The organism is Agrobacterium tumefaciens, assembly GCA_025560025.1.
Lineage (GTDB): Bacteria > Pseudomonadota > Alphaproteobacteria > Rhizobiales > Rhizobiaceae > Agrobacterium.
Map to the genome: position 1 here is coordinate 1,089,369 of CP048485.1, position 17,396 is coordinate 1,106,764.

17 protein-coding genes are annotated in these 17,396 nt (G+C 59.8%); 13 read left to right on the forward strand and 4 right to left on the reverse strand.

The window, feature by feature from the left end:
• Positions 1–235 precede the first annotated feature (235 nt).
• The 8 genes from FY152_05365 to lipA all read left to right on the forward strand — a co-directional run bounded on the left by FY152_05365 (position 236) and on the right by lipA (position 8,147).
• Positions 236–553 carry a septum formation initiator family protein gene (locus FY152_05365; GenBank protein UXS31550.1) on the forward strand — a complete coding sequence of 106 codons (318 nt, stop codon included), beginning with the start codon at positions 236–238 and terminating at the stop codon, positions 551–553.
• Positions 554–706: 153 nt separating this feature from the next.
• Positions 707–1,750 (forward strand): pyruvate dehydrogenase (acetyl-transferring) E1 component subunit alpha, encoded by a 1,044-nt coding sequence (gene pdhA, locus FY152_05370; GenBank protein ID UXS31551.1) that lies wholly within the window; start codon positions 707–709, stop codon positions 1,748–1,750.
• Between the two features lie 17 nt (positions 1,751–1,767).
• Entirely contained in the window at positions 1,768–3,189 is a 1,422-nt protein-coding gene (locus FY152_05375; GenBank protein ID UXS31552.1) for a pyruvate dehydrogenase complex E1 component subunit beta, read from the forward strand.
• A 14-nt stretch (positions 3,190–3,203) separates the two neighbouring features.
• Positions 3,204–4,562: a pyruvate dehydrogenase complex dihydrolipoamide acetyltransferase gene (locus FY152_05380; protein UXS31553.1), complete on the forward strand. Its 1,359-nt coding sequence runs from the start codon at positions 3,204–3,206 to the stop codon at positions 4,560–4,562.
• A gap of 12 nt (positions 4,563–4,574) precedes the next feature.
• On the forward strand, positions 4,575–5,219 hold the full coding sequence (locus FY152_05385; protein ID UXS31554.1) for an SGNH/GDSL hydrolase family protein: 645 nt from the start codon (positions 4,575–4,577) through the stop codon (positions 5,217–5,219).
• A gap of 59 nt (positions 5,220–5,278) precedes the next feature.
• Positions 5,279–6,724: a dihydrolipoyl dehydrogenase gene (gene lpdA / locus FY152_05390; protein UXS31555.1), complete on the forward strand. Its 1,446-nt coding sequence runs from the start codon at positions 5,279–5,281 to the stop codon at positions 6,722–6,724.
• Between the two features lie 99 nt (positions 6,725–6,823).
• Positions 6,824–7,072: a GlsB/YeaQ/YmgE family stress response membrane protein gene (locus FY152_05395; GenBank protein ID UXS31556.1), complete on the forward strand. Its 249-nt coding sequence runs from the start codon at positions 6,824–6,826 to the stop codon at positions 7,070–7,072.
• Positions 7,073–7,175: 103 nt separating this feature from the next.
• Positions 7,176–8,147: a lipoyl synthase gene (gene lipA, locus FY152_05400; GenBank protein ID UXS31557.1), complete on the forward strand. Its 972-nt coding sequence runs from the start codon at positions 7,176–7,178 to the stop codon at positions 8,145–8,147.
• Between the two features lie 201 nt (positions 8,148–8,348).
• On the opposite strand, the gene FY152_05405 is transcribed toward lipA, so the two are convergent.
• Positions 8,349–9,278: a DMT family transporter gene (locus tag FY152_05405; protein ID UXS31558.1), complete on the reverse strand. Its 930-nt coding sequence runs from the start codon at positions 9,276–9,278 to the stop codon at positions 8,349–8,351.
• A gap of 93 nt (positions 9,279–9,371) precedes the next feature.
• The gene (locus FY152_05410; protein UXS31559.1) at positions 9,372–10,106 is read right to left on the reverse strand and encodes a helix-turn-helix transcriptional regulator; all 735 of its coding nucleotides are present in this window, start codon (positions 10,104–10,106) and stop codon (positions 9,372–9,374) included.
• Positions 10,107–10,663: 557 nt separating this feature from the next.
• Here FY152_05410 and FY152_05415 point away from each other — a divergent pair.
• The gene (locus FY152_05415) at positions 10,664–11,233 is read left to right on the forward strand and encodes an AAA family ATPase (GenBank protein ID UXS33213.1); all 570 of its coding nucleotides are present in this window, start codon (positions 10,664–10,666) and stop codon (positions 11,231–11,233) included.
• Between the two features lie 9 nt (positions 11,234–11,242).
• Positions 11,243–11,698 (forward strand): type II toxin-antitoxin system RatA family toxin, encoded by a 456-nt coding sequence (locus FY152_05420; protein ID UXS31560.1) that lies wholly within the window; start codon positions 11,243–11,245, stop codon positions 11,696–11,698.
• Here FY152_05420 and FY152_05425 read toward each other — a convergent pair.
• Together FY152_05425 and FY152_05430 are read right to left on the reverse strand one after the other, a co-directional pair.
• The gene (locus FY152_05425) at positions 11,680–12,189 is read right to left on the reverse strand and encodes a CinA family protein (protein ID UXS31561.1); all 510 of its coding nucleotides are present in this window, start codon (positions 12,187–12,189) and stop codon (positions 11,680–11,682) included. The genes FY152_05420 and FY152_05425 overlap by 19 nt on opposite strands.
• Positions 12,186–13,373 (reverse strand): bifunctional 2-C-methyl-D-erythritol 4-phosphate cytidylyltransferase/2-C-methyl-D-erythritol 2,4-cyclodiphosphate synthase, encoded by a 1,188-nt coding sequence (locus FY152_05430; protein ID UXS31562.1) that lies wholly within the window; start codon positions 13,371–13,373, stop codon positions 12,186–12,188. Before FY152_05430 ends, FY152_05425 begins: the two co-directional genes overlap by 4 nt.
• Positions 13,374–13,649: 276 nt before the next feature.
• Between FY152_05430 and dusB the strand changes: the two genes are divergently transcribed.
• From dusB to ntrC, 3 genes are read left to right on the forward strand one after another with little or no spacing between them, the layout of a single operon-like run.
• Positions 13,650–14,666: a tRNA dihydrouridine synthase DusB gene (gene dusB, locus FY152_05435; protein UXS31563.1), complete on the forward strand. Its 1,017-nt coding sequence runs from the start codon at positions 13,650–13,652 to the stop codon at positions 14,664–14,666.
• The gene (locus FY152_05440) at positions 14,663–15,811 is read left to right on the forward strand and encodes a nitrogen regulation protein NR(II) (protein ID UXS31564.1); all 1,149 of its coding nucleotides are present in this window, start codon (positions 14,663–14,665) and stop codon (positions 15,809–15,811) included. Before dusB ends, FY152_05440 begins: the two co-directional genes overlap by 4 nt.
• Entirely contained in the window at positions 15,808–17,259 is a 1,452-nt protein-coding gene (gene ntrC, locus FY152_05445; GenBank protein UXS31565.1) for a nitrogen regulation protein NR(I), read from the forward strand. The genes FY152_05440 and ntrC overlap by 4 nt, the downstream gene beginning before the upstream one ends.
• The last annotated feature ends 137 nt before the right edge of the window (positions 17,260–17,396 follow it).

Sequence of the window (17,396 nt, forward strand, 5' to 3'; positions counted from 1 at the left end):
GATCAAGTCCTTGATCGCGAAAGACTCGCCCCACAGCGCAGATGCGCTGTGGCTGGATGCCGGATCAAGTCCGGCATGACGAGGGTTCTTTTGACGTCGCTGCCATTCTTAGCCCGCCCTCTGGCGGGCTTTTTTGCGCCTATTCGCCAAAGACAATTTAAGGTCAACGGATAGTTAAACAATCAGCCTTAATCTCGAGACTCAAAGGTTATGCGTTTTAAGGCTTCTCTGCGGCATGTGGACCAGACATCATAAAAAGAGACGATTCGGCCGTTTGATCGTTCCGGCCATCACGATCGCTTTTCTTTCCTATTTCGGCTATCATTCGATCCATGGCGACTTCGGCCTGCAGGCGACGGAGCGGCTGGAGCGGCAGCGTATCACCCGTACTGCGGAGCTTGCCAAGCTGACGCAGGCCCGTGTGGCGCTGGAGCGGCAGGTGGAATTGCTGAGCGACGGCTCGCTTGAGCGGGACATGATCGACGAGATTTCCCGTTACCAGCTGAATATGTCCCGCACGGACGAAATCGTCATCATGAACACATATTTCTAATTAACCGAAATCAAGTTAATTTAACATTTCTGATTTATTCACAGCATCTTAGCGTGAATATGTGCCATGCGTTTAAAGCATTGCTGCATGGCATTTTCTTGCATATGGTACGCGCCACTCTATCCATTCAAACGGCAACTCAGGGAGGGATGAATGGCGCCGCGAAAACCAGCGACCGTATCCGGCCGCAAGACCACGGCAAAGGCCGCAACCGAATTCACCGGCAAGAACAGCCCGGACTTCTCGAAGGAAGAAGAGCTTCACGCTTATCGTGAAATGCTGCTTATCCGCCGTTTCGAGGAAAAGGCCGGCCAGCTCTATGGCATGGGCTTCATCGGTGGTTTCTGTCACCTCTACATCGGTCAGGAAGCTGTCGTCGTCGGCATGCAGATGTCGCAGAAGGAAGGCGATCAGGTTATCACCGCTTACCGCGACCACGGCCACATGCTGGCGCTCGGCATGAGCGCGCGTGGCGTCATGGCCGAGTTGACCGGCCGCAAGGGCGGCCTGTCGAAAGGCAAGGGCGGCTCGATGCACATGTTCTCCAAGGAGAAGCATTTCTACGGCGGCCACGGCATCGTCGGCGCGCAGGTTTCGCTCGGAACCGGTCTCGCTTTCGCCAACCGCTATCGCGGCAACGACAATGTCTCCGTGACCTATTTCGGTGACGGCGCCGCCAACCAGGGCCAGGTCTACGAGAGCTTCAACATGGCCGCTCTCTGGAAGCTGCCGATCATCTATATCGTCGAAAACAACCGTTACGCCATGGGCACCTCGACCGCCCGCGCCACCGCCCAGTCGAACTATTCGCTGCGCGGCCAGTCCTTCGGCATTCCCGGCATCCAGGTGGATGGCATGGATGTGCGCGCCGTCAAGGCCGCCGCCGATCAGGCGCTGGAACATTGCCGTTCCGGCAAGGGTCCGATCATTCTGGAAATGCTGACCTACCGTTACCGTGGTCACTCCATGTCCGACCCGGCAAAATACCGTTCGAAAGACGAAGTGCAGAAGATGCGCTCCGAACATGACCCGATCGAGCAGGTCAAGGCACGGCTTCTGGAGCAGGGCTGGGCAAGCGAAGACGAACTCAAGGCCATCGACAAGGATGTCCGTGATATCGTCGCCGACAGCGCCGACTTCGCCCAGAACGACCCAGAGCCGGATGTATCCGAGCTCTACACCGACATTCTGCTCTGATCGGGAAAGGGAAACCCATGCCAGTAGAAATTCTTATGCCCGCCCTTTCCCCGACCATGGAGGAAGGCACGCTTTCCAAATGGCTTAAAAAGGAAGGCGACAAGGTCACCTCCGGCGACGTGATCGCCGAGATCGAGACCGACAAGGCGACCATGGAAGTGGAAGCCGTGGATGAAGGCGTCATCGGCAAGCTGCTGATCGATGCCGGCACCGAAGGCGTCAAGGTCAACACGGCTATTGCCGTGCTTCTTCAGGACGGCGAAAGCGCCGACGACATTTCTTCCTCCGCGAAGAAAGAAGAGCCGAAGGCTGAAGCCGCAAATTCCGATTCGGATGCGGCCGGCGGCAAGACCCGCGAAGCGACCGAAGAGCCGAGCGCTGCCAAGGAAGCCGCCAAGGTTCCCGCAGCACCCAAGATCGAAGTCGCAGCCGATCCGGATATTCCGGCAGGCACGGAAATGGTGATGACGACGGTGCGTGAAGCGCTGCGCGACGCCATGGCCGAAGAAATGCGCGCCGACGAAAAAGTCTTCGTCATGGGTGAGGAAGTCGCCGAATATCAGGGCGCCTACAAGATCACCCAGGGCCTGTTGCAGGAATTCGGTGAGCGTCGCGTCATCGATACCCCGATCACCGAGCACGGCTTTGCCGGTATCGGCGTCGGTGCGGCGATGACGGGCCTGCGGCCTATCGTCGAATTCATGACCTTCAACTTCGCCATGCAGGCGATCGACCAGATCGTCAACTCGGCGGCAAAGACGCTTTACATGTCGGGTGGCCAGATGGGCGCTCCGATGGTGTTCCGTGGTCCGTCGGGCGCTGCTGCCCGCGTCGGTGCACAGCATTCGCAATGTTACGCCGCATGGTACAGCCATATTCCAGGTCTCAAGGTCGTCATGCCTTACACGGCTGCTGACGCGAAGGGTCTGCTCAAGGCCGCCATCCGCGATCCGAACCCGGTTATCTTCCTTGAGAATGAAATTCTCTACGGCCAGAGCTTCGAAGTTCCGAAGCTCGATGATTTCGTGCTGCCGATCGGCAAGGCGCGCATTCATCGCAAGGGCAAGGATGCGACCATCGTGTCCTTCGGCATCGGCATGACCTATGCCATCAAGGCGGTTGCTGAACTCGAAAAGCTCGGCATCGACGTCGAACTGATCGATCTGCGCACCATCCGCCCGATGGATCTGCCCACCGTCATCGAATCGGTCAAGAAGACCGGTCGTCTGGTCACGGTGGAAGAAGGTTTCCCGCAGTCATCGGTCGGTGACTTCATCGCCAACCAGGTCATGCGCGCCGCTTTCGATTATCTCGATGCGCCGATCCTGACGATCGCCGGCAAGGATGTTCCGATGCCTTACGCGGCAAACCTCGAAAAGCTGGCTCTGCCGAACGTCGATGAAGTCGTTCAGGCCGTCAAAACCGTCTGCTACAAGTAAGGGGAGGCGTTTCGATGCCGATAAACATCACCATGCCTGCCCTTTCTCCGACGATGGAAGAGGGCAATCTGGCCAAGTGGCTGGTCAAGGAAGGCGACAAGGTCGCACCCGGTGACGTGATCGCCGAGATCGAGACCGACAAGGCGACCATGGAAGTGGAAGCCGTTGACGAAGGCACGGTCGCCAAGCTGGTTGTTCCGGCAGGCACTGAAGCGGTCAAGGTCAACGCCCTGATCGCCATCCTCGCCGCCGATGGCGAGGATGTGGCCGAAGCGGCAAAGGGCGGCGCTGCCGCTCCCGCCAAGGCCGAGGCTCCGAAGCAGGAAGCTGCAAAGGCTGAAGCGCCGAAGGAAGAATCTGCCCCGGCCAAGGCTGAAAAGCCAGCCGCCGATCAGGCTGCCGCATCGTCCACACCGGCTCCGGTCGCAAAGTCCGGCGAGCGCATCTTCGCTTCGCCGCTTGCCCGCCGTCTTGCCAAGGAAGCCGGTCTCGACCTCTCGGCCGTTTCCGGTTCCGGCCCGCATGGCCGTATCGTCAAGACTGACGTGGAAAAGGCCGCCGCTTCCGGCGGTGCGAAGGCCGCACCGTCTGCTGCTGCATCCGCAGGCGCACCGGCTCCGGCTCTCGCCAAGGGCCAGTCGGACGAAGCCGTTCTCAAGCTGTTCGAACAGGGCTCTTACGAGCTGGTGCCGCATGACGGCATGCGCAAGGTCATCGCCAAGCGTCTGGTCGAATCGAAGCAGACGGTTCCGCATTTCTACGTTTCGGTGGATTGTGAACTCGATACGCTTCTGGCTCTGCGCGCCCAGCTCAATGCGGCTGCCCCCGAAAAGGATGGCAAGCCGGCCTACAAGCTGTCGGTCAACGACATGGTCATCAAGGCGCTGGCTCTTGCCCTGCGCGATGTGCCTGACGCCAACGTCTCCTGGACGGAAAGCGCCATGGTCAAGCACAAGCATTCGGATGTCGGCGTTGCCGTTTCCATTCCGGGTGGCCTGATCACGCCGATCATCCGCAAGGCGGAAGAGAAGTCGCTCTCCACCATCTCCAACGAGATGAAGGACTACGGCAAGCGCGCCAAGGAGCGCAAGCTGAAGCCCGAGGAGTATCAGGGCGGTACGACGGCCGTGTCCAACATGGGCATGATGGGCGTCAAGAGCTTCTCCGCCGTCATCAACCCGCCGCATGCCACCATTCTGGCGGTTGGCGCGGGTGAAGAACGCGCTGTCGTGAAGAATGGCGAGATCAAGATCGCCAACGTCATGACGGTCACGCTTTCCACCGACCACCGCTGCGTCGATGGCGCGCTCGGAGCCGAGCTGATCGGTGCCTTCAAGCGCTACATCGAAAACCCGATGGGCATGCTGGTTTGATCGGAGCGTGACATGGTGAAATCGGTCCTCTGCTTTGGCGATTCCCTGACCTGGGGATCAAATGCGGAAACGGGTGGCCGTCACAGCCATGACGATCTTTGGCCGAGCGTCTTGCAAAAGGCGCTCGGTCCTGACGTGCACGTGATCCACGAAGGGCTGGGCGGCCGTACCACCGCCTATGACGATCTGACGGCCGATTGTGACCGCAATGGCGCAAGGCTTCTGCCGACGCTGCTGCACAGCCATGCGCCGCTTGATCTCGTCATCATCATGCTCGGCACCAACGACATGAAACCGTCGATCCACGGATCGGCAATTGTCGCCATGAAGGGTATCGAGCGATTGGTGAAACTCACGCGCAATCACGTCTGGCAAGTCGCTGACTGGGAAGCGCCGGATGTTCTGATCGTCGCGCCGCCGCAGCTTTGCGAAACGGCAAACCCCGTGATGGGGGCGATCTATCGCGATGCGATCGATGAATCGGCCATGCTGGCTTCGGTTTACCGGGACCTTGCCGACGACCTCGATTGCGGTTTTTTCGATGCCGGCTCCGTTGCCCGCACGACGCCGGTGGACGGCGTTCATCTCGATGCAGAAAACACACGGGCCATCGGGCGCGGGCTGGAGCCCGTCGTCCGCATGATGCTCGGACTTTGACAATAATTCCGTTTCGGAACGGCATGCCGTCATCCGAATAAGACAAGGCAGGATTTCCAATGGCTCAATCTTATGACGTCATCATCATCGGTTCGGGACCGGGCGGTTATATTGCCGCGATCCGCGCAGCCCAGCTCGGCATGAAGGTTGCCGTCGTGGAGCGCGAGCATCTGGCCGGCATCTGCTCCAACTGGGGTTGCATTCCCACCAAGGCGCTGCTGCGCACCGCCGATGTCATGCACACCGCCACCCATGCCAAGGATTATGGCTTGACGCTGGAAGGCTCGATCAAGCCTGATGTGAAGGCAATCGTGGCGCGCTCGCGCGGCATTGCTGCGCGCATGAACAATGGCGTCGGTTTCCTGTTCAAGAAGAACAAGGTCGATATCATCTGGGGCGAAGCCAAGATCACCAAGCCGGGCGAAATCGTTGTCGGCAAGTCCACCAAGCCGGTGGTTCAGCCGCAGGGTCCCGTGCCGAAGAATACGCTGGGCGAGGGCACCTATACCGCCAAGCACATCATCGTCGCGACAGGTGCGCGCCCGCGCGCGCTGCCCGGCATCGAGCCGGATGGCAAGCTGATCTGGACCTATTTCGAGGCGATGAAGCCGGAAGAAATGCCGAAGTCGCTGCTGGTCATGGGCTCGGGCGCCATCGGCATCGAATTCGCCAGCTTCTACCGCACCATGGGCGTCGACGTCACCGTCGTCGAGATCATGAGCCAGGTCATGCCGGTCGAGGATGCGGAAATCTCCACCTTCGCCAAGAAGCAGCTCGAAAAGCAGGGCATGAAAATTCACCTTGAAACCAAGGTTTCCAAGGTCGAGAAGGGCGCGAACTCCATCACCGCGACGCTGGAGAAGAAGGACGGTTCTTCCGAGAAGATCACCGCCGACCGCATGATTTCGGCCGTTGGCGTCGTCGCCAATATCGAAGGCATCGGCCTCGAGGCTGCCGGCGTGAAGACCGATCGCGGCTTCATCGTCATCGACGGTTACGGCAAGACCAACGTGCCGGGCATCTATGCCATCGGCGACGTCGCCGGCCCGCCGCTGCTCGCCCACAAGGCCGAGCATGAGGCAGTGATCTGCGTCGAAAAGATCGCCGGTCTGCCGAATGTGCACCCGATGGACAAGCTCAAGATTCCGGGCTGCACCTATTGCAACCCGCAGGTCGCCTCGGTCGGTCTCACCGAAGCCAAGGCCAAGGAACAGGGCCGCGACATCCGCGTCGGCCGCTTCTCCTTTGCGGCAAACGGCAAGGCTGTCGCGCTCGGCGAAGATCAGGGCATGGTCAAGACCATCTTCGACAAGAAGACCGGCGAGCTGCTCGGCGCGCATATGGTCGGTGCGGAAGTCACCGAACTCATTCAGGGCTTCGTTGTTGCGATGAACCTCGAGACCACTGAAGAAGACCTGATGCACACGATCTTCCCGCATCCGACCATTTCGGAATCGATGAAGGAAAGCGTGCTCGACGCCTATGGGCGTGTGCTGAACGCATAAGTGCTCCGTGATACCCGGCATTGTCTAACCATGCTGGGTGTCCCATATGTCTCGATGCAGGCTCCTTAAAAGGGGCTGGTTCTTTCAGGGAGCGTGGGAATGGAAAGTGTAGGCTGGATTGCAGCAATCATCATCGGCGGTCTCGCCGGCTGGCTTGCGGGCAAGCTCATGGATATGCGCTTCGGCATTTTCATGAACATCATCCTCGGCATTGTCGGTTCGGTGGTTGCCGTTGCGGTGCTTCGAACCTTCGATGTTTTCGTGCAGGACAGCAGGCTCGGCTATTTCGTCACGTCGTTCATCGGCGCCAGCCTTTTGTTGTTTCTGGCGAAGCTGGTACGGCGCTGAAAGGCTTCGTGGCCGGAAGGGGCTTACGCTTTTTCTGGAATTGTTCTAAAGCATCGGGCCAACAGATGTTTAGGTCGCCAGGGGCGATGGAAGCAGGTTTTTAATGGTCACTATTCTCGACAGGACGTCGTCCGACGAAAAGCGCATTCGCCACCCGGAAAAGGCGCATAAGCCCGATACCGAGGTCATGCGTAAGCCGGAATGGATCCGCGTCAAGGCGCCGACATCCAAGGGCTATCACGAGACGCGTGAACTGGTGCGTTCGCACAAGCTGGTGACGGTGTGCGAGGAAGCCGGCTGTCCGAATATCGGCGAATGCTGGGACAAGAAACACGCGACCTTCATGATCATGGGTGAAATCTGCACCCGCGCCTGCGCTTTCTGCAATGTCGCGACCGGCAAGCCCAATCCGCTGGATATGGCCGAGCCCGAGAACGTCGCCAAGGCCGTCAAGCAGATGGGCCTTTCCCACGTCGTCATCACCTCGGTCGACCGCGACGACCTCGCCGATGGCGGCGCTGAACATTTCGAGAAGGTCATCTGGGCGATCCGTGCGGCATCGCCCAACACGACCATCGAAATCCTGACCCCCGACTTCCTGAAGAAGCCCGGCGCGCTGGAACGGGTGGTCGCCGCCAAGCCCGATGTCTTCAACCACAATATGGAAACCGTCCCGGGCAATTACCTCACGGTTCGTCCCGGCGCGCGCTATTTCCACTCTGTGCGCCTTCTGCAGCGGGTGAAGGAACTCGATCCCACCATGTTCACCAAGTCGGGCATCATGGTCGGCCTCGGCGAAGAGCGAAACGAAGTGCTTCAGCTAATGGACGACCTGCGCAGCGCCGATGTGGACTTCCTGACCATCGGCCAATATCTGCAGCCGACCCGCAAGCACCACAAGGTCGAGGCCTTCGTGACGCCGGAAGAGTTCAAGTCCTACGAGACCGTGGCTTATACCAAGGGCTTCCTGATGGTGTCTTCCAGCCCGCTGACCCGCTCCTCGCACCATGCCGGCGACGATTTCGAACGCCTGCGTGCGGCCCGCGAGAAGAAGCTGCTGGCGGCTGCGGAGTAAGGGACAAAGGTTCGGCAACATAGGTTGCTGGATCGGGCGATATACGCTCTCTCCACCGTCATGCTCGGGCTTGTCCCGAGCATCTGCAACCTATCGATTGTACGATACGTGATTGGATCCTCGGGACAGGCCCGAGGATGACGTGAGTGGGAGGCGAGGCTTGTGAAATGGCTCCGCCGCCTGTTCCCGGCCTTCAACCCATCACACCACAACCTTCTCCGGCCTATGCGCCCGCATGCACAAGATCACGCTCAGCACCACCGAACAGATCGCCACGATCTCGACAATGGTCGGCCCGCGCCCTTCCCATAAAAATCCGTAAAGCAACGCAAACAGCGTTTCGAACAGGATCATCTGCCCGACCATGGTGAGCGGCAAAAGACGGCTCATGCGGTTCCATAAGGCATTGCCGAGAATGGAGGCGGTGAAACCCAGCCCGGCTGCAACAGCCACAAAATGCAGCCAGTCGCCCGAATTATGGCTTTCGCCGCCAAAGCCAAAGGCCGGGATGGCGAGCGCCAGCGCAAGCCCACCGGTCACCACGCCGGTCATCATGTTCCAGTCATCGGCGCTGACATCGTGAAGGCGGGAGAGCCACCGGGCATTGCCAACCGCAAAGGCCGTCCAAGACGCCAGCGCACCGAGCGCACAGGCAAGCCCGATGACGCGAGAGACATCGAGCCCTGCATCGTTTTCCGTCAGCGACTGCCAGGAAATGCCGATAATCCCCATCGCGCCGAAGGCGAGCGACGGCCACAGCCGCTTCAGCGACACCGCGCCGTGATCGCGGCTGCCGATGATGGTGACGGCGACGGGCAGGAAGCCGATAATGATCGAGGTGAAGGCGACACCGCTCAATTTCACTGCGGTCGATATGAAGACATAATAAGCGATGTTGCCGATCATGCTCAGCCAGCCGAGTGCTATCCACTCCCGCGCGCCAAAATGCGCCGACACGCGTTTCAGGCGCGGCCCGATGATGATGAGGGAAATCAGCCCATAGGTGAGATAACGCGCCGTCGAGAGTTGCAGGGCGGAAAAATCCGGCACGAGTTTCGGGGCGAGAAAAATCCCACCCCAGAGCGCACCCGCCAGCATGCCGTAAAAAACACCGAGACCTGTTCTGTTCATGTCATGTCACATCCGCATTCACATTTGCCTGCGATGTGCCACAGCCCTCTGCGGCTGTCTTGACAAAAACTCCTGACGGATATGCCGGCGGTTTTAATGAAGCCCGTAGGTCCGACGGTAGGCTGCGGGCGTTTCACCCAATGCATTGCGCATGGCCCGCGTCAGTGCAGTCTGGTCGGAAAAACCGGCCCGCAAGGCGATCTCGGCAATTGGCAGGGTGGAATTGCTGAGCAATACGCAGACCTTGTCCATGCGCAGCCCGGCCAGCCAGCGGTGAGGCGGGAGGCCGAATTCCTCGAGAAACAGCGCATGCAGGCGGCTGTCGCTGATCGTCACGCAGGAGGCCAGCATTTCGATGGTCCAGGGGAAGAACGGTTCCGCCCTGATGAGTGCAACGAGCCTGTGCAGGCGTTGGCGGATGTCGGCTTTCTCATTGGCAAGACTGTCGACCAGGAGCGGCGCCCACAGGTCCGCAATATCGTCGCGTCGCCCCTCTGTCCCGATGACACCGCGCATATAGGCTATCAATTGCCGCGTATCCTGCGCTATGTCGAGAAACGGCGAATGGGCGAATTTCTCGAGCGTTTGCTCGGGAAGGGCGCCTTCATCGATATCGACCACCAGCGAGTGGTTGCTTGCCGTCGCTTCCTGCGTATGCGGCGCATCGCGATGGATGAACACGCCGCGTCCGGTCGACAATTCGTCCTGCCGTCCGGCCACATCGATCAGCAGACGCCCGGAGACAGGAAGAACGATCTGCACGAAGCCATGCCGTTCCTTCGGTCTTTCTTCCCTGTAGGTTCTGATATTTGCGGATGCGGCCATCATGACGTTGTCGTTTTCCATTGTGCAAAGAAATGGCCGCCTCGAAAAAGCGGCCAGTTTCATTGTTTGATTATGACATCGTCTTGAAGATTGGGCCAGTCGGCTTTATCGGTCGGCTCTGCGCGCCGGCAATTAACAGTCTTCCTTGGCGGTCGATTCGCCGCGTTTGCGCTTGCGCAGAACCGGCTTGTTCTCTCTCGCCTCGCATTTTGCAACGTCGATGAGATAGGCAAGCACCGGCATGCCATTCATCGATGCGAGTTGCTTGGCGGATTCGAGAAGGTTGATGATGTTGGAAAAATCGTCCATCGGCTCACTCAGTGGCTCAAAGCGGTTATGTCGGGTCTGAACCCAAGGATGAATACGCGTGGGGAAATCGGGAGTGCCCGGCGCGTTTGCATCCAGTGGGTGTAATATTAGTGGCAAATAAATAGCAATCCCTGCGAGGGGGTTGCAATAGTCAATTTTCCGTAACTGCCATGCGCAACGACGATATCGTTGTGGAACGTTATATCGGGTTGGCAGCACGGTGTTCCAGCGTTCCTGACGAGGTTTACGCGATGCCGCACTATCTGGATAGAGCCGAAGACGCAGCAAAAATCATTGCCGGCGCAAAACGTATCATGGTCGTTGGCTGCTCGGGTGGCGGCAAGTCGACACTGTCACATAAGCTCTCGGCTGCCTTCGGGCTTCGCTACATTTCCATGGATCGCGAGATTTTCTGGCTGCCGGGCTGGCAGGCGCGTCCGCGCGAGGAGCAACGGCAGAAGATCGCCGCCATCGTCGCAGAGGAGAACTGGCTGATGGATGGCAGCAATCCGTCATCTTTCGACATGCGCCTGCCGAGATCCCACATCGTCCTGTGGGTGCGCATGCCGCGCTGGCTTTGCCTGTGGGGCGCGATCAGCCGAATCGGCAAGGGTTACGGAAGGGCGAGGCCCGAAATGGCGGAGGGATGCCCTGAAAGGATCGATCTCGATTTCCTGCGCTATATCTGGAATTTCGAGCGGCGCCATACGCCGATCTTCGAGCAGAATTTCGCGCTTTATGGTCCTGATGTGCCGGTATTCCAGCTGAAAAGCCGAAAACAGTTTCGCCGCCTTCTTGATCTTCTGCGTATCGAGGATTAACTGCCGCTCATGCCACAGTTCGAAACGCATCGCCACGTCAAACACTCGCCCGACCGCATGTACGACCTCGTCGCCGATGTGGAGAAATATCCGCAATTTCTGCCCCTTTGCGAGGCGCTCACCGTCCGCTCGCGCAAGGAGCGCGATGGCAAGGTGCTGCTGGTGGCGGATATGACGGTGGGCTACAAGGCCATTCGCGAAACCTTCACCACGCAGGTGCTGCTGAACCCGGCCGAGCGCGCCATAGACGTGAAATATATCGACGGCCCGTTCAAATATCTCGACAATCGCTGGCGTTTCGAGGCCTCGGACGAGGGCGGCTCAGCCATTCATTTCTTCATCGATTACGAATTCAAGAACCGTCTGCTCGGCGCGGTCATGGGGTCGATGTTCGACCGGGCCTTCCGTATGTTCGCGGAAGCCTTCGAAACGCGTGCCGATAAAATCTATACCGACCCGGCCTGATTGAGGGCTATCAGCATCTCAAGCGCGGTCCTCACCGTCGCAAGCCGGATTTCGGTGCGGCCGATCTCACCATAACGCATTTCCCGATGCAGGATTTCACCGCTGCGCACCTTGGCGGCCAGATGCACCAGCCCCACCGGCTTGTCGGTGGAACCACCACCCGGACCGGCAATACCGGTTACCGCCACCGCAAAATCCGCCCGCGAACGGAAGAGGGCGCCATGCGCCATCTGCAGCGCCGTCTGTCGGGAAACCGCGCCGAAATTCGCCAGCGTCTCGACACCAACCCCCAGCATGTCCATCTTGGCTTCATTGGTATAGGTGACAAAACCACGATCGACGACAGCGGAGGAGCCGGCAATCTCCGTCAGGGCACCGGCGATCAGGCCGCCGGTGCAGCTTTCCGCGGTCGAGACCATGAGGCCATGCGCGGTGAAATCGACAATGATCTGCCGCGCCAGCTCTTCTATGTCAGCGGGAAAAAGGCTCATAAAGGTCTGCCCCTGTAGACAACGGTAGCGGTGGCGATTGCAGCAATGCCTTCCCGGCGGCCGACGAAACCGATGGTCTCATTGGTCGTCGCCTTCACCGAGCAGCGCTCCAGCGCGATGCCCAGCATGTCCGAGAGTGCTTCGCGCATGGCCTGGCGGTGCGGGCCGATACGCGGCGCTTCCGCAATCAGCGAGACATCGGCATTCATGATCGTGCCGCCATTGTCGCGCACCACTTTCGCCGCATGTTCGAGGAAGATGCGTGAGGCGGCACCCTTCCATTGAGGCTCGGAAGGCGGGAAGTGATCGCCGATATCGCCAGCACCGCAGGTGGCGAGCAGCGCATCCGTCAGCGCATGCAAGGCCACATCCGCATCCGAATGACCTTTGAGTTTCTGGTCGTGTTCGATTAAGACGCCGCACAGCGTCACACCGTCGCCGGCCTCCAGCTGGTGCACGTCGTAACCATTGCCGGTGCGCACGTCCGGCAATCCGTGGGTGAGCTTTTCATCGGCCATGGCGATATCCCGCTTGAGAGTGAGTTTTACATTGTCGACCGAACCTTCGGTCAGCGTTACCGTCAGTCCCGCCCATTCGGCAATCGAAGCATCATCGGTAAAATCGGACTTTCCGGAGGCGGCAGCGGCGCGGTGCGCGGCGAGAATATCGCCATAGCCGAAACTCTGCGGTGTCTGCGCCGCATAAAGCCCCTGCCGGGAAACCGTTTCCACGACGCGACCATCCGAACCGCGCTTCAGCGTGTCGGTGACGGGCAGGGCAGGCAGAACGCCGCTAGCACCGGCCCGGTGCAGGGCGATAATGCGTTCCAGCATGTCCACGGCGACGAAAGGCCGCACGGCATCATGGATCATCACATGCGTCAGCTCTTCCGAGGAGAGCGCTTCCAGACCGGCAAGCACCGATTGCTGGCGTGTCGCGCCGCCCGTGACGGTGACGATCCGCTTTCCGGCATTCAGCCGTTCAAGGATCGGCGACAGCAGTGCTGCATCGTCTGCATGGCTGACGACAACGATCGGAGAGGCGTGATCCCAATCCAGAAAGGTCGACAATGTATGCTCGATCACGGCCCTGCCGCCGATCGGGCGATATTGTTTCGGCCCTTCCTCGGGGGAGCCTGCCCTTTCGCCGCGTCCTGCGGCGACGATGACGATGCCGAGTTTCATAGTACTTTCCTGCATTGGTCTTATGCTTTGCGCGCAACCCTTAGCGGTTGACAGTCCTGCTCTAGCGTTTCAAAACCCGGATGGCCAGCCCGATAAGACGCGCATCCGCCCCTGCACCTCGCAGGATCCGCAATCCTTGCGTGTTCGAACCTGCACAAATTGCTGCCGACAGCAAAACAGGCAGGCAGTCGCCCAGCAAATAAAAGGTGCAACCCTCTAAAAGTGCTTGGCAACTGCACAAACACTGTCTAAAAATAATGCAAATAACCCTTCTGCATGAAAGATCATCAGTTGCCCTTTCCGGAGTTGTCAGAACCGTTCAGCATCGGCTCAGTTGCGATCCGTAATCGCGCCGTGCTGGCGCCCATGTCGGGCGTGACGGATCTGCCGTTCCGGCAGCTCGCCTGGCGTTACGGTGCGGGCCTTGTTGTCACGGAAATGGTGGCAAGCCGCGAACTTGTCGCCAATCGCGGGGAATCCTGGGCGCGGCTGAAAAATGCCGGCATGGTTCCGCATATGGTGCAGCTCGCCGGGCGCGAAGCGCATTTCATGGCCGAGGCGGCGAAGATCGCTGCCGATAACGGCGCCGGAATCATCGATATCAATATGGGCTGTCCAGCCAAGAAGGTAACGGGCGGCTATTCCGGCTCGGCTTTGATGCGCGATCCCGATCATGCACTCTCGCTGATCGAGGCAACGGTCAATGCGGTCGACGTGCCTGTGACGCTGAAGATGCGGCTCGGCTGGGATCAGAACACCATCAATGCGCCGGAGATCGCCCGCCGTGCCGAAGCCGCAGGCGTTCAGCTGATCACCATTCACGGCCGCACCCGTATGCAGTTTTACGAGGGGCGTGCGGATTGGGACGCCATCCGCGCCGTGCGCGAGGTGATTTCCGTGCCTCTGATCGCCAATGGCGATGTGGAAACAGCCGAAGATGCGCGGGAAATCCTGCGTCGCTCGGGTGCTGATGCCGTCATGGTCGGTCGCGGCGCACAGGGTCAGCCCTGGCTGCCGGCGGCGCTCGCCGGACATTCAGCGCCGCACCGCGACGATATTCCCGCCATCGCCATCGAACATTACGAGATGATGCTGGAATTCTACGGAAGGGAAGCCGGTCTCCGGCATGCCCGCAAACATCTTGGCTGGTATCTCGACCGTTTCGCGCCAGAGATCGCCACGACTGACAAGGCTGAAATCATGACATCGCGTGACACGGCGGAAGTGGCGGATCTGCTGCGCTCCGCCCTTAGCGAAAATGCGGGCGAAGAAGCCGCAAGGAAGGCCGCATGAGCGCTGACAAACACAGCCCGGCAGATGCAAACCCGCTCGCCATGGCGGTTCTGAACGCGGTGCAGAACCCCGTCATTCTGGTGGATGCCGAAGGTTTCATCGCCTTCGCCAATTGGGAAGCCGAAGCCTTTTTCGGGGCGAGCGCCTCCCATCTCGCCCGCTACCGCGTTTCCACCTTCATTCCCTTCGGCAGCCCGTTGCTCGCCCTGATCGATCAGGTGCGGGAGCGCCGCGCGCCGGTCAATGAATATCGCGTCGACCTGAGTTCACCGCGTCTCGGCCAGGACAAGCTGGTTGATCTCTACGTTGCACCCGTTGTCAGCGAACCGGGATCGGTTGTCGTCGTCTTCCAGGAAAGGTCGATGGCCGACAAGATCGACCGGCAATTGACCCACCGGGCGGCAGCGCGCTCCGTTACCGGCCTTGCCTCCATGCTCGCGCATGAAATCAAGAATCCGCTGTCCGGCATTCGCGGCGCTGCCCAGCTGCTTGAGACGTCGGTTGCCGATGAAGACAGGGCGCTGACACGGCTGATCTGCGACGAGACCGACCGCATCGTCTCGCTGGTCGACCGTATGGAGGTGTTTTCCGACGAGCGGCCGGTAGACCGCGTGCCGGTCAATATCCATTCCGTGCTCGATCATGTGAAGGCCATCGCCAAGGCCGGTTTTGCCCGCAATATCAAGATTTCGGAGAATTACGACCCGTCGCTGCCGCCTGTTTATGCCAATCGCGACCAGCTGGTGCAGGTCTTTCTCAATCTGGTGAAGAATGCGGCGGAAGCCGTGGGCAACCAGCCGGATGGCGAGATCATCCTCACCACCGCCTATCGCCCCGGCATGCGGCTTTCGGTTGCCGGCAGCCGCGAGCGCATCTCGCTGCCGCTCGAATTCTGCGTGCATGACAACGGCCCGGGCGTTCCGGCCGATCTGCTGCCGCATCTATTCGATCCCTTTATCACCACCAAGACGAATGGTTCGGGCCTTGGCCTGGCGCTTGTCGCCAAGCTGATCGGCGCCCATGGCGGCATTGTCGAATGCGACAGCCAGAACCACCGCACGACTTTCCGCGTATTGATGCCCGTCTCGCCAGAAGTGGCGTTCGACGACCGCACTTTGCCGAACACGACAGGAAATGACCTATGACAGCTACGATCCTCGTCGCCGATGATGATGCCGCAATCCGCACGGTGCTGAACCAGGCGCTGAGCCGCGCCGGTTACGACGTGCGCATCACCTCCAATGCCGCAACGCTCTGGCGCTGGGTTTCGGCAGGTGAGGGCGATCTTGTCGTGACCGATGTCGTGATGCCGGATGAAAACGCCTTTGACCTTCTGCCACGTATCAAGAAGGCCCGCCCGGACCTGCCGGTTCTGGTCATGAGCGCGCAAAACACCTTCATGACGGCGATCAAGGCCTCTGAAAAGGGCGCTTACGATTACCTGCCGAAGCCCTTCGACCTGACGGAACTGATCGCCATCATCGGCCGCGCCCTGTCGGAACCCAAGCGCAAGCCGGCCAAGCTCGATGACGACATGCAGGACGGCATGCCGCTCGTCGGCCGCTCTGCCGCGATGCAGGAAATCTACCGCGTTCTCGCCCGCCTGATGCAGACCGACCTGACGCTGATGATAACGGGCGAATCCGGTACGGGTAAGGAACTGGTGGCGCGTGCGCTGCATGATTACGGCAAGCGCCGCAACGGTCCCTTCGTCGCCATCAACATGGCGGCGATCCCGCGCGATCTGATCGAATCCGAACTCTTCGGCCATGAGAAGGGCGCCTTCACCGGCGCGCAGAACCGCTCGACCGGCCGTTTCGAACAGGCCGAAGGCGGCACGCTGTTCCTCGACGAAATCGGCGACATGCCGATGGACGCCCAGACGCGCCTGCTGCGCGTATTGCAGCAGGGCGAATATACGACGGTGGGCGGTCGCACGCCGATCCGCACCGATGTCCGCATCGTCGCCGCCACCAACAAGGACCTGAAGCAGTCGATCAATCAGGGCCTTTTCCGTGAAGACCTCTATTATCGCCTGAACGTCGTGCCGCTGCGGCTGCCGCCGCTGCGTGACCGCGCCGAGGATATTCCCGATCTGGTGCGCCATTTCATCCAGCAGGGTGAGAAGGAGGGTCTGGAAGGCAAGCGTTTCGAGAGCGAGGCGCTGGAAGTCATGAAGGCCTATGCCTGGCCGGGCAACGTGCGTGAGCTGGAAAACCTGATCCGCCGCCTGATGGCGCTTTATCCGCAGGAAGTCATCACCCGCGAGATCATCGAGCAGGAGCTGCAATCGGATGTTCCCGACAGCCCGCTCGACAAGATGGCGGTTCGCACCGGTTCGCTCACCATTTCGCAGGCGGTCGAGGAGAATATGCGCGATTATTTCGCCAGCTTCGGCGATGGCCTGCCGCCGCCCGGCCTTTATGACCGCGTTCTGCGTGAACTGGAGTATCCGCTGATTCTCGCCGCCCTGACGGCGACGCGCGGCAACCAGATCAAGGCCGCCGATCTTCTTGGCCTGAACCGCAATACGCTGCGCAAGAAAATCCGCGAGCTTGGCGTTTCGGTCTATCGTAGCTCCCGCCCAAGCTGAGAATGTTGACAAGGCCGCATTTGTCGTTGCACTTTCGCCACATTGTGTTGCTTGAAAAACACTAGAAGGAAAGAGATTCGCCAGTCTGAGGCGCGTCTCGCCTGACTTCAGAAATGTGGTGCTGGCTGGCCAGCGAT